This is a genomic window from Sphingobium sufflavum (assembly GCF_021403115.1).
Taxonomy (GTDB): domain Bacteria; phylum Pseudomonadota; class Alphaproteobacteria; order Sphingomonadales; family Sphingomonadaceae; genus Sphingobium; species Sphingobium sufflavum.
Genome location: NZ_JAJSSH010000003.1, coordinates 388,780 through 401,746 on the forward strand (window position 1 = coordinate 388,780; position 12,967 = coordinate 401,746).

Here is a 12,967-nt window from a genome sequence, read left to right on the forward strand (position 1 = left end):
TCACTTCCATGACAGCCCTGTAATATTTCTGACCAGACCGACGCCTAACTGCCCCCTCGCAACAAGACGAAAGGGGCGGCATCCAGGCCATCGGGACGCGCGGAGCAGAGTGCTTCGCGGGGTGACGGTGTGTGCGCAAAGCCCCTCGACGACATCCATCCTCAAGGGGGAAACCCGATCATGAAGCGTTCCATCGTTGCCCTTCCGCTCGTAGCCATCGCCATAATGCAGGCCGGTGCCGCCTATGCCGACACCACCGCCGCCGCAGCCAGCGACGTCACGGACTCGACCGGCCTGACTGACATCGTCGTCACCGCGACCAAGCGCGAGACGAACCTCCAGCAGACCCCGATCTCCATGGCCGTCATGGGCAATGAGCAGATCCAGCAGCGCCATGTGCAGAGCCTGATCGACCTGGCCGACGGTGCGATCCCGTCGCTGCGCGTCGCTACGTTCGAAGCGCGCCAGTCCGCGCTGACCATCGGCATCCGCGGCATCGTGCCGCTCGACGCCAACCAGCCCGCACGCGAACAGGGCGTCGGCGTCTATATCGACGGCGTATACCTCGGCCGCCAGCACGGCCTGAACGCCGGCCTGCTCGACGTGGAGCGGGTCGAAGTCCTCAAGGGTCCGCAGGGCACGCTGTTCGGTCGCAACACCGAAGGCGGCGCGCTGAGCATCGTCAGCCGCGCACCGACCGGCAAGTTCGGCGGCCGCATGACGCTGGGCGCGGGCAATTTCGGGTCGTACAACGGCTCGCTCCACATGGACCTGCCCGAATATCATAATGTGTCGGTCAAGGTGGACGCGAACATCCAGCATCAGGATGCGACGACCACCAACCCGCTGGCGGGTCAGGCCGGTTTCAACCAGTTCCACCGCTATGGCGGCCGCCTCGCCGCGCGCTGGACCCCGTCGTCCGACTTCACCGCCGACTTCGCGTTCGACAAGGGCCGCGACGAGAACACGCCGTTCTACAGCCAGCTCATCAATTTCAACCCCAATGGCACGGCGACCGCCGCGCTGCCGCCCGCCGTCAAGGTGCAGGCCGACCGCGCCCGTTCCGCCGACATCGGCGTGCCGCAGCAGGTCAGCATCGACAAGACGCAGGGCTTCAGCGCCATCCTGAAATATAAGCTGGCCGACAGCCTGGAACTGCGCTCCATCACCGCATGGCGCACGGTCAGCGACGACCAGTGGGACAATTCGGGCGGCGCGCACCGCACCCCCGTCTATGCCCCGAACAGCACGTTCAGCCGCTACAGCCTCGCCACGCTGGACCAGCGCCAGTTCAGCCAGGAAATCCAGGCGGTCGGCAGCCTGCCGCAGATCGACTATGTGCTGGGCCTCTATTATTTCAACGAGCGGGCCAATGACTCGGCGCGCACGCCCAACTCCAACCGCTGGAACGTCGATGCGGTGAACAACAGCACCGGCGCGGCGGGTGCGGACGGCCAGCCCGACATCATCAACGGCCTGCCCTATACGATCGTCGATCCGGCCACCTATGCGTCCGCGACCATCGCCCGCGCCAGCATCGCCTATTCCAAGAGCTATGCCGCCTATGGCCAGCTGACCTTCTCCCCCGAAGCTCTGGAGGGTGTCCACCTGACCGTCGGCGGCCGCTATACCCGCGACGAGAAGAATGGTTCGCTCTACATCGTGAACGGTGCGGCGACCAACTTCACCTTCAACCAGAAGAACAACCGGTTCGACCCGATGGTGACGCTGGCCTGGGATGCGACGCGCGACATCAACCTGTACGCCAAATATTCGACCGGCTATCGCGCCGGTGGCGCCAGCTCGCGCTCGCTGACGTACCGGGCGTTCGCGCCGGAAACCGTCAAATCCTATGAAATCGGTGCGAAGACCGAATTCTTCGACCGCAAGGTGCGCCTGAACGTCGCCGGGTACATGATGGACCGCGACAACAGCCAGGTCGATTTCAACTTCTTTACCCCGACCGTCGCGGGCTGCACCGTGAACTGCACCATCCGCAACACGCTGGAGACGGTGAACGCGCAGGGCACGACCCGCATCCGCGGCGTGGAAGCCGACCTGACCGTCCGTCCGGTCGACAATCTGTCGCTGGGCCTGTCCTATGCCTATACCTACACCAAGATCCCGCCCGCGCGGAACACGGTGCAGGAGGCGCAGAACATCGCCGCCAACCCGCTGAACAACGGAGCGGTCTTCCAGGACGTGTACATCGTGTTCACGCCCAAGAACGCCCTGTCCGGTTCGGTCGACTATAGCCTGCCGCTGGCGGGTGGCGACACGGCGGTCAAGCTGCATCTCGACGGCAACTACTCCAGCTCCGCCTATACGTTCGACAACGAAGCGGTGAAGGCGGATGCCAGCTTCATCGTCAATGGCCGCATCTCCATCGCGGACATCGACATGGGTTCGGGCGGGCAGAAGCTGACCGTGTCGGCCTGGGCGCGCAACCTGTTCAACGAACAGCATATCTATCGCCGTTCGAACGCGAACCGTGCGGTGCTGGGCGACTATGCCAACTTCAACGCGCCGCGCACCTGGGGCATCGACGCGACCGTGAACTTCTAAGCCGGTCCTCCCCCTACCGGACGAGCCGGGGGCGTGGTGAAAGCCACGCCCCCTTTTTCGTGCGTGCGGGAGGAGGGGGGGCGGGACGTGGTGGATGGTGTGGCGGGGAGAGGTAGGTTTCGGTGCAAGGGCGCGTGCCGGAAGAAGTGCCGTCGTTGGAATTCGTCCGCCCTTCGGGTCGACAGCCTCAGGACGAACGGAGGGCTATTCTTTGCCTCGTTACCCTAGACATGACCGGTAATTATCCCACGTGAACCTGCAAGATAGAAACACCGTTCGCCCTTGAGCGTGTCGAAGGGCTGTACTGTCCCTGAAGCGCGGTGCCACAGAAGAACAGCCCTTCGACACGCTCAGGGCGAACGGGTGGAGGATATGCGCCTGCCGCCGAGGGATCGCCCTCTTCTGCGGGTGGCGGAAAGGGGAAAGTGGGATCCCGGATCGGGTCCGCGGTGACAGGGCATGGGGGGTGGCCGGGGCAATGGCGGGATGTCCTCTCCGCCGCTGCGGCCGTCATTCCATCGGCAGGATGATGCTGATCCGTAACCCTTGGCCCGGACTGTCCAGCCGGACCTCGCCGCCATGTAGGCGGGCAATGGCGTCGACCAGCGCCAGCCCCAGCCCATGGCCCGCCGCGCCGCCATGGCCCAGCCGACCGAAGCGACGCAGGGCGACCGCGCGCTGCGCCGGGGGGATGCCGGGTCCGGTGTCCGTCACGGTGATTTCCGCATGGCCGCCCGTCCGCGTCACGGTCGCCGCGATGGCGGTGCCGGGGGGCGTATGGCGCAGGGCATTTTCGACAAGGTTCAAAAGGAGTTGGGCCAGCAGCTTGCGATCGCCTATGATCGTCGCCGGGGTCCAGTTGACCAGTGTCAGGTCATGGCCGCTGTCCTCCGCCACCGGTTCCATCATAGCGACGATCTCGCTCGCCAGTTCGGCCAGATCCACGGGCGCAAAGCCGCGCCGCCGCTCCCCGCTCTCTATTTCCGAGATGCGCAGGATGGCGGTGAACATGCCGAGCAGGTCGTCGGCATCTTCGAGTGCCGCGCCGATCCCCTCCCGCGCGCCGTCCGATTCCGCTTGCTTGTGGAGCAGGGCCAGCCTGCCGCGCAACCGCGTCAACGGGGTGCGAAGTTCGTGCGATATATCATTGGAGACATTACTGATTTCGGCCATCAACACCTGGATTCGGTCCAGCATCCGGTTGAAGGCGGCGGCTTGCAGGTCGAACTCGCTGCCGTCGCCGGTGACGGGTACGCGCTGGCTCATGTCGCCCTCTATGATGGTCGCGACCGTGTCGCGCATCGCGGTGATCCGGCGGCTGACCATGCGGCTGAACAGGATCAGCCCGCCCAGCACGATGGCGAGGATCGACCCGAAACCGCCCATATAGATGCGGATGCGGGCGCGGTCATACTGGTCGAACGGCTCCGTCTCCGCCACGACGATCAGGCGCAGGCCATCGGGCAGGTCGCGCACCAGCGCCCGGCCCTTGCTCAGCCCCTTGATATTGTCGCCAAGGTCGACGGAGGCGAGGCCGGGCGGCAGATCGCGCGAGAGGCGGACATTGCCCGCGAGCTGGCGATGGCCCGGCGCGACGAGGATGATGCCCAGATCGCCGGTGTCGCGCTGCCGGTTCATCTCCGCGATGCGGCGGATCAGTTCGGCCCGGTCGTGCGGCTCCCCATCGGGCGCGAGGGTGACGCTGATCTGGCGGATGCGCGTGTCGACCAGCTGGCGGATGGTGCGCACCGTCACGGAATAGATGCCGACGCCGGTCGCGACCGTGGACAGCAGGAGAAGCGACAGGAAGGCCAGTGTCAGGCGACGCAACGAGAAACCGGAAAGCCTCATTTGCGCAGCATATAGCCTACGCCGCGCAGGGTGCTAATGGGATCGTCGCCGCCGCCCTCGGTCAGTTTCTTGCGCAGGCGCTTGATATAGGTGTCGACGATGTTGGTCGTCGGTTCGAAATCATAGTTCCACACCCGTTCCAGCAACATCGGCCGGGTCAGGACGGAGCCGGCGTGGCGCACCAGTTCGAGCAGTAGCTTGAACTCCGTGCCGGGCAGGTCGATGGCGATGTCGTTGCGCCAGGCGCGGAACTTGGTGGGGCTGACCATGATGTCGCCCGCGCGCATCGTGTCGCTTTCCTTGCCCGACCATTGGCGCGCGCGGACGAGGGCGTGGAGGCGGGCGTTCAGCTCCAATGGGTCGATGGGCTTGACCACATAGTCATCCGCCCCGGCCTCCAGCCCCTCCACCTTCTGGCTGGCCTTGCCGAAGGCGGTCAGGATCAGCACGGGGACATTGATATTCGCCTGCCGCACATGCTGGAGGAAGGTGAGGCCGTCCATCAGCGGCATGACCCGGTCGAGGATCACCGCATCGAACGCCCCGTTGACGATGGTGGCCAGCGCCTTGTGCCCGTTGCCCGCGATGGTGGTGTCATGGTCGAAATCGGCCATCTGCGCGGCGAGCGTCTCCGCAAGTTCGGCGTCATCCTCCACGATGAGTATGTTCAGGGACACAGGCTATTCCCGATACTGGCCGCGCGGCCGTTTGATATGCGCACAATAGCTGTGGTCATTTTCATGACACTATGACGACAAAGAAGGGACAATCGCGCCTTTTTGAGACGAAATCGGGGGAGCGGCCCGATCGCACGCCGGGGTGGGATCAATAGTCGGCCCGACCATATCCGTGCAGTCGCGGACGCGGCGCTCAGGTGTCTCCGCACGGACCTTTTCCGTCGGCATCGTGTCGGTCCCGGCGGTTTGATCGAAAAGGTCGCCGGTGCGATGCAGGAACGGATCGCCGCGCCATGGCATGAGGGGGGCGCCTGTTTCGTGCGGCAGGCTGTTGGCGTCAGCCAGATGCGGCAGGCTGTTGCCGGTGGATGCACATTGGCGGTTGAAGGGCCATCATGGGTCAAGCCCAAGAGGGCCGCGGCTATGCGGTTTCCTGTCTTGGAGAGAAGAGGCGCTCGCTGACCAGATGGGCGGCCACTGCGCCGGCGAGTTGCGCTGCGATGAACGCCGGTACACCGGGTGGCGCGATTCCGGCGAAGCTGTCGCTCAGGGATCGGGCGATGGTGATGGCGGGGTTAGCGAAGCTGGTGGACGAGGTGAACCAGTAGGCGGCAGTGATATAGAGAGCGACGCTGGCCGGGAGGCTGGCGCGGCGCGCCTGGGCCGTCCCGACGATCGTCAGGATCAGCCCGAAGGTGGCGATTGCTTCGCCCATCCACTGGCCGGGACCGCTGCGGACATGCCGTGACAGCTGGAGGATCGGCATATCGAACATCATATGCGCGACCCAGACGCCGAGTATGCCGCCCGTAATCTGCGCCACGATATAGAGGGACGCGGTGCCTGTCCCGATCTGTCCGCGCAGCCGCATCACCAGCGTCACGGCAGGGTTGAAATGCGCATCTGACACCGGCCCCAGCATCGTGATCAGCACGAAGAGCATCGCGCCGGTCGCCAGCGTGTTGCCGAGGAGGGCGATGGCGACATTGCCGCCCGCCAGTCGCTCGGCCATGATGCCGGAGCCGATGACGGTCGCGAACAGCATCAGGCTGCCCAGCGCCTCCGCAAGGATCGCTCGGTGGTTCATGGGGAAGGGATGCGGTTGCCGTCTGCGCCCACCACCCGCTCGCCGTCTTCCTTGGCGAAAGCGCCCTGTTGCGGGGTCGGCAGGATGTCGAGCACAGCCTCCGACGGCCGACAGAGCCGCACGCCGAGCGGCGTGACGACCAGAGGCCGGTTGATGAGGATCGGATGCGCCATCATCGCATCGACCAGCGCCGTGTCGGTCAGCCTCTCGTCGCCAAGACCCCGTTGGGCATAGGGCGTACCCTTTTCACGCAGGAGCTGGCGCGGTGTGATCCCGGCTCTTTCGATCAGGTGCATCAACAGGGGGCGTGAAGGCGGCGTCTTCAGATATTCGACCACATGCGGCTCGACCCCGGCATTGCGGATCATCGCGAGGGTGTTGCGCGACGTCTCGCAGTCCGGGTTGTGATAGATGATGATGTCGGTCACGGGCTGATCCTTCAGCAGCAGGCAAGTTCGGCGAGCAGCGGTTCGCACAGCTCGGCGCGGCCCTGACAGCAGTCCTTCGCGAGGAAGAGCAGCAGGCCGCGCAGGGCATCCAGGCTGACGCGCTGAATCTGCTGACGCCCGCGCTTTTCGGGGATGACCAGCCCCGCTTTCACCAGGACGGCGAGGTGGGTGGAGAAGCTACTCTGGCCAAGTCCGCTGGCGGCGACCAGTTGCCCCGTCGACAGCCCATCAGGCTCATGACGGACGAGCCGCCGGAAGGTTTCCAGACGGGTGGGGTGCGCCAGAGCGCCAAGCGATGCGAGGGCGGTTGTCGAATCCATGTATCGGGAATAAACGATGTAAATTCGGACGGTCAAGAAATATCGGCATTACCCGATGGATATGGTGCCACGTCCGTTCCGTTGCCCGTTCACTCGAACGTCCCGGCCTGCAACGTCAGCAAGGTTTCGGCCAGTTCCGCATTACGGAACGGCTTGGTCAACCGGGCGACATCGGGATCGATACCCTCGGCTTCGGCGTAGCCGGAAACGATCAGCACGGGCAGGCCCGGTCGCTCGGCCTTCAACGTACGCGCCAGTTGAGCGCCGCTCATGCCCGGCATGAGATGATCGGTTACGACGAGATTTGCCTCCAGTCCCCCGCCCAGAAGCGCCAGCCCTTCCTCCGCCGAATTCACCTCCACCACCTCATAACCGAGGTCGGCCAGCATGTCGGCGGTGACCATCCGCACAAGTTCCTCATCGTCGATCAGGAGGGCAATGCCACGGGCCTGCACGTCGGCCGTCTGCGCATCGCCCTGATCGTCGCTTTCATATTGCGTCATGCTGACCGGCAGCCACAGTTCGATGGTCGTGCCCCGGCCGGGGGCACTGTCGATAGCCAGTCCACCGCCAAGCTGGGCGGCAAGGCCATGCACCATCGACAGACCGAGGCCCGTGCCCTTGCCCACCCCCTTCGTGGAGAAAAACGGCTCTGTCGCGCGGCGGAGGGTCGCCTCGTCCATGCCCGCGCCCGTGTCATGGATACACAGGTGCACATAATGACCGGGCCGAGCGCCCGACGGATGGTGCCCGCGAATAGTTTCGCGCCGGGCCACAATGGTCAGTTCGCCGCCATCCGGCATGGCGTCGCGGGCATTCACCGCAAGGTTCAGAAGGGCCATTTCTAGCTGGTTCTGATCGGCGCTGGCGGGCGGCAGGTCGCCCGACACGTCCACGCGCAGGTCGATGGTCGGACCCAGTGTCGAGTCAAGCAGGCCGACCATGCCATCGACAAGGCGCGCCACGTCGACCGCTGTCGCCTGAAGCGGTTGCCTGCGCGCAAAGGCGAGCAGCCGCTGCACAAGCGTCTTCGCCCGATCCGCCGACTGAAGCGCGCCGCCGATGAGCCGCCGTTCGCGTTCGCTGCCGACGCCCTTACGCATGAGGAGGTCGAGCGAACCAATGATGGGCGTGAGGAGATTGTTGAAATCATGCGCGACGCCGCCGGTCAGGCTGCCCATCGCCTCCATCTTCTGGCTCTGGCGCAAGGCTTCCTGCGCGCGTTCCAGCTCTGCCTCGCGCGCCTTGACATGGCTGAGGTCGCGGCCGACCGCGATGAAGTTCACGCCGTCAGGTTCCGGCGCGACGGTCCATTCGATGGATTTCCAGCCGCCGTCGCGGGTGCTGATCCGATTTTCGAAGCGGGTCGGCAGGCCCGTCTCCGCCATGCGCGCGATCGCCTCAAGCGTCGGCGGTTCATCCTCCACATGCATGAACGTGGCATAGCCCCGCGAGAGGAGTTCGCGTTCCGTCCAGCCGAGAACCTGCGTCCAGGCGGGACTGACCGCGGACATCATGCCCGTATAATCAGCCCGTGCCAGCATGTCTTGCGACAGGTTCCACAATCGATCCCGTTCCGCCGAGCGCGCCTCGACCTGGGCCTCCAGCGTTTCGTTCAGTTCGCGCAGTCGCGCCTCGCTGTCCCGCAGCGCATGTTCGCCGCGTGCGCGCTCCACGGCGGTGCGCGTGCGGTCGGCAAATTCCCGGATCAAGGTGAGGTCGGCCTCGCTCCATTTGCGCTTTGCGCCATGGTTGACGAAGAAAACGGCTACAAGCCGTCCCTGTTCCAGGACCGGTGCATTGACAAACGCGAAGCTGCTCTTGCCCTCCAGTGCGGCAGCGGCCGGGCCTGCGGTCCGAGGGTCGGCCTGAACATCGTCGATGACCGTGAACTCGCCGCGTTTGAGGCTCTCGATGAAGGAGCCATAGTCCCGCAAGGCCAATACGCCGGCCAGCGTCTCCACCCCCGGTGCGGTCCAGTCGCGATCGACGTGCAGCGTTTCGGCATCATGATCGATGGCGGCATATCCGACTCGGCTGTTGCCCAGTGTTCGCCCCAGGACTTCGGCGGCGGCGTAGGCAATGTCAGCCGGATCATCCAGATCGCGCAGGGCCTGCGTCAGCTCGACAAGGGCGTTACGGCGGACCTCGGCGGCCTTTCGCGCGGTAATTTCGAGCGCCGTCCCCGTCACCCGCACACAGCGTCCAGCGACGTCGAATATACCGCGCCCCTTGGCCGCCACCCACCGCTCGACACCATCCTCCTTGCCGATCGTGCGATATTCCACATCGTAGAGCGCCCTGAGGTCAGGATCGGCGGCGGCGAGGTAGGTCGCGGTCGTCGTTTCGCGATCGTCAGGATGGAGGCCCTTGTAGAAATCGTCCATTGTCACGGGGACATCGGCGGAAATGCCGAACATAGCCTTGGTACGGGCGGGCCAAGTCAGCCTGTTGTTGATGACATCGACGTCCCAGAGGCCGACGTCCGCATTGTCGACGGCAAGACGCAGAAGCTCCTCGCTCATGGCGAGTGCGGATTGCTCTCTGGTAAGATGGCGCTCCAGGAGGACGCGTTCGGTCGTTTCCGGCGTGATGTTGAGGACGGCCGCGACATGGCCGTCTTCGTCGCGGAGGGCAGACAGGGAATAATTGAACCAGGCGGTTTCCGTGCCGCCGCCTTCGAGCCGGGCCATGACGAAGGGGGCGTCCTCGAAATAGATCGGGGCGCCACCGGATCGCACGCCATCGAACTGCGGCTGAAGCTCCTCCCAGATTTCGGCCCACACGATGGAGCCGGGCTGACCCAGCGCGGCCGGGTGTTTGGCGGCCAATATCCGGCGATAGGGGTCATTATAGATGAGGGCAAAGTGCGGACCCGACCAGAGGCAGATCGGGAACGGAGAGTCGAACATGGACCGGGCCATGATCCGCAGCGCGGGCGACCAATCGGTGGTCGGCCCAAGGGGGGTAGCCGACCAGTCCAATGTCCGCGCGAGCGAGCGGACCTCGCCATCGCCTTCAAAGAGCGCCGCTGCGTCGATCAGGGCATCAGTTCTGGAGATCAAGGAACACCTACGGTCGCAGTATTTGTCGGCATCACAGTCTCGCTTGGGCGTTAACGACGCAATTGGCGTATTACAACGAAGGGCAGGGTGCTTTAACCGCCTTCAGGATCAAATTGCGAAGGCTTAAACGGCGAATCCGATCGACTGTTCCATACGCGCCAAAGGCCGGGAAGCTCGCGCCGGCATATGTCTGGCGAGGGGCAAGGACTTCCGGCCCTGTGCGTTATGCAATGCCCATAAGAGCTATTATCCGGCCCGTTGGATGATCCCTTTGGCACATTGGCGGAAGCCTGTGCGGTTGCCATGCTGGGCATGGCGTGGCCGGAAAGCCACAGGGCGCGCGCCAAGTCATGGTCGCGGTGCCGATAGAATTGTCTATTCATTCGGTTGAATATATATCCGGGGAGCGACGCCGCCGCCCGTGCAGGACATGCATCCTTTTGGGCGATGCGGCGTTGTCGCGGAGCGAGAATGCCGGCCGAAGAGCCGCGCCACAATAAGGGGACTATCATGACAAAGACTTTGGTGCTGCTGCTGGCGACGGCGAGCGGCCTTGCGACGTCCGTAACCGCGATGGCGCAGACGGCCGCCGACGACAGCGCGACCCTGGCCTCCGAACAGGATATCGTCGTCACGGGCACGCGCGTCGCCGGGCGGACCCGGCTCGACACCTCGTCCCCCATCGACGTGCTGACCGGGGAGGCGCTGCGCGGACAGGGCACGGCGGAACTGGGTCAGGCGCTGGCCAATGTCGCGCCGTCGATCAACTTCCCCCGCTCCTCCGCCGTGGACGCGACCGATTCCATCCGCCCTGCGACCCTGCGTGGCCTGTCGCCGGATCAGACGCTGGTGCTGGTGGACGGTATCCGCGGCCATACGTCGGCGTTGCTCAACACCAATGGATCGGTGGGACGTGGCGCGGCGGCCTTCGACCTCAACACCATCCCCACCGTGGCGCTGGAGAGCGTCGAGGTGCTGCGCGACGGCGCATCGGCGCAATATGGGTCGGACGCTATCGCGGGCGTCGTCAACCTGCGCCTGCGCAAGGCGCGCAGCGGCGGCGGCGCGACCATTAGCTATGGTCAGTATGAGACGGAGGTCAGTCCCGCCCTTTCCAGCCGCAACGCGCATGACGGCAAGACGTTCAGCGCATCGGTCTGGCAGGGCATCGGCATCGGCAGCGAAGGCTTCCTGACCCTGTCCGCCGATTATCTGAACCGGGGCCGCACCAGCCGGGGCGATATCGACACCCGCTTCACCCCCGCGCGCGTCTCCTCCCGCTTCGGCGATCCAGAGGTCGAGCAATATACGCTGTTCGCCAATTTTGGCGTCCCGGTCGGCGGCGCGTGGGAGTTTTATGGCTATGCGGGCTATCAGAACCGTGACAGCACCGGTGCGGCATTGCCCCGCCCGCTGTCAAACGCCAACAGCGTGCCCGCCCTCTATCCCAATGGCTTCACCCCGCTCATCAAGGTGAATTCGGAGGATATCAACTCCGCTCTCGGCGTGCGCGGTGAACTGGGCGGCTGGTCGATCGACATCAATGGCTCTTATGGCCGTAACGTCCTGACTTTCCAGACCCGGCAGACGCTTAATTCCACCTATGGCGCGGCATCGCAGCTGGACTTCTACAGCGGCCGCCTGACCTATGACCAGTGGACCGGCGGGGTCGATGTGACGCGCAAGGTCGATCTGGGCGCGGACAGCAGCATCAACGTCGCCTTTGGCGTCGAGGGTCGTCATGAGGGCTTCAAGGAGGAGGCGGGCGAGCCGGCATCCTATAATCGCGGGCCGCTCGGTGCGAATGCGGCGTTGGGCAGCGGCGCGCAGGGCTTTGCGGGCTTCCGTCCCGTCGATGCGGGCAGCAACAGCCGCAACAATGTCGGCGCCTATGTCGACCTGGAGGCGCAGTTCGCCGGGCTGACGGTCGGCGCCGCCGGACGTTATGAGCATTATTCCGACTTTGGCGATAATGGCACCGGCAAGCTGGCGCTGCGTTACGATTTCGCGCCGTCGTTTGCGTTGCGGGCCACCGCCTCCACCGGCTTCCGCGCGCCATCGCTCCAGCAGAGCTTCTACTCCTTCACCCAGTCGACGTCGATCAACGGCGCGATCGTGGATGTGCGGACCTTCCCCTCCACCAGCCCGGCGGCGGTCGCACTGGGCGGCAAGCCGCTCCAGCCGGAGAAGTCGACCAACCTCTCCGTCGGTGCGGTGGTGCGCAGCGGCGGGTTCGAGTTCACGGTGGACGCCTATCGCATCCGGGTGCGCGACCAGTTGGCGCTGTCCGAGAATCTGCTGGCGTCCAATGCCATCGTCGCCCCGATCCTGGCCCCGTTCGGGGTGGGCGGTGCGCGCTTCTTCGTCAACGGCATCCGGTCCACGGCCAAGGGCATCGACGTCGTCGCCCATTACCGGCTGCGCACCGACAATGCTGGTCAGTTCGACCTGACGGCGGCGGGCAATTATAACGAGGTGGACATCACCGACGTGCCGGTCGCCACCGGCAATCTGGCCGGTGTGACGCTGTTCACGCAGCAGCGCATCACCAGCTTGGAGCGTGGCACGCCGCGGGTGAAGGGCAGCTTCACCACGGACTGGTCGCGCGGCAATGTGGGGGCCACGTTCCGGGCGTCTTTCTATGGCAATGTGTTCCAGCCCGCGACGGACGTCGCCAACTATGCCTATACCGGCAACCATACGCTGATCGACCTGGAAGGGCGCGTGAAGCTGTTGAAGCAGGGCACGCTGGCGATCGGCGCGAACAATCTGTTCGACGTCTATCCTGACGCGGTCCCGGCGGCGAACCCCAGCAATTATAATAGCGGGGCGACGGCCTTCCCCTATTATTCGCCGTTCGGGTTCAACGGGCGCTACCTCTATGCGCGCTTCAGCCTGAAGTGGTAATCTGACGAACGGGAGGGCGGCTGTCGGCTCCGCGCCGCAGCCGCCA

The 12,967-nt window shown here is 64.9% G+C and carries 8 protein-coding genes; 2 read left to right on the forward strand and 6 right to left on the reverse strand.

What is annotated here, in order from left to right; all coding sequences use genetic code 11:
- Positions 1-180: 180 nt before the first annotated feature.
- The gene (locus tag LWE61_RS07370) at positions 181-2,565 is read left to right on the forward strand and encodes a TonB-dependent receptor (protein ID WP_234149393.1); all 2,385 of its coding nucleotides are present in this window, start codon (positions 181-183) and stop codon (positions 2,563-2,565) included.
- A 510-nt stretch (positions 2,566-3,075) separates the two neighbouring features.
- Here LWE61_RS07370 and LWE61_RS07375 read toward each other — a convergent pair.
- The 6 genes from LWE61_RS07375 to LWE61_RS07400 form a co-directional block, all read right to left on the reverse strand.
- Complete coding sequence (locus LWE61_RS07375; RefSeq protein WP_234149394.1) at positions 3,076-4,416, reverse strand: sensor histidine kinase; 1,341 nt, start codon at positions 4,414-4,416, stop codon at positions 3,076-3,078.
- Positions 4,413-5,093, reverse strand: a complete 681-nt coding sequence (locus LWE61_RS07380) for a response regulator transcription factor (protein ID WP_326490617.1) — start codon at positions 5,091-5,093, stop codon at positions 4,413-4,415. Before LWE61_RS07380 ends, LWE61_RS07375 begins: the two co-directional genes overlap by 4 nt.
- 421 nt (positions 5,094-5,514) lie before the next feature.
- Positions 5,515-6,180, reverse strand: a complete 666-nt coding sequence (locus LWE61_RS07385) for an aquaporin (protein WP_234149395.1) — start codon at positions 6,178-6,180, stop codon at positions 5,515-5,517.
- Complete coding sequence (arsC, locus tag LWE61_RS07390) at positions 6,177-6,608, reverse strand: arsenate reductase (glutaredoxin) (protein WP_234149396.1); 432 nt, start codon at positions 6,606-6,608, stop codon at positions 6,177-6,179. Before arsC ends, LWE61_RS07385 begins: the two co-directional genes overlap by 4 nt.
- 11 nt (positions 6,609-6,619) lie before the next feature.
- A complete protein-coding gene (locus LWE61_RS07395; protein ID WP_234149397.1) occupies positions 6,620-6,949 on the reverse strand; it encodes an ArsR/SmtB family transcription factor in 330 nt (109 codons plus the stop codon).
- Between the two features lie 89 nt (positions 6,950-7,038).
- Entirely contained in the window at positions 7,039-10,014 is a 2,976-nt protein-coding gene (locus LWE61_RS07400; RefSeq protein WP_234149398.1) for a PAS domain-containing protein, read from the reverse strand.
- A gap of 510 nt (positions 10,015-10,524) precedes the next feature.
- On the opposite strand from LWE61_RS07400, the gene LWE61_RS07405 reads away from it, so the two are divergent.
- The gene (locus LWE61_RS07405) at positions 10,525-12,921 is read left to right on the forward strand and encodes a TonB-dependent receptor plug domain-containing protein (RefSeq protein WP_234149399.1); all 2,397 of its coding nucleotides are present in this window, start codon (positions 10,525-10,527) and stop codon (positions 12,919-12,921) included.
- Positions 12,922-12,967: the final 46 nt, after the last annotated feature.

Excerpts from the sequence above, each read along its gene's own strand:
- LWE61_RS07370 (WP_234149393.1), top strand. The coding sequence starts at position 181 with ATGAAGCGTTCCATCGTTGCCCTTCCGCTCGTAGCCATCGCCATAATG.
- LWE61_RS07375 (WP_234149394.1), bottom strand. The coding sequence starts at position 4,416 with ATGAGGCTTTCCGGTTTCTCGTTGCGTCGCCTGACACTGGCCTTCCTG.
- LWE61_RS07385 (WP_234149395.1), bottom strand. The coding sequence starts at position 6,180 with ATGAACCACCGAGCGATCCTTGCGGAGGCGCTGGGCAGCCTGATGCTG.
- LWE61_RS07395 (WP_234149397.1), bottom strand. The coding sequence starts at position 6,949 with ATGGATTCGACAACCGCCCTCGCATCGCTTGGCGCTCTGGCGCACCCC.
- LWE61_RS07405 (WP_234149399.1), top strand. The coding sequence starts at position 10,525 with ATGACAAAGACTTTGGTGCTGCTGCTGGCGACGGCGAGCGGCCTTGCG.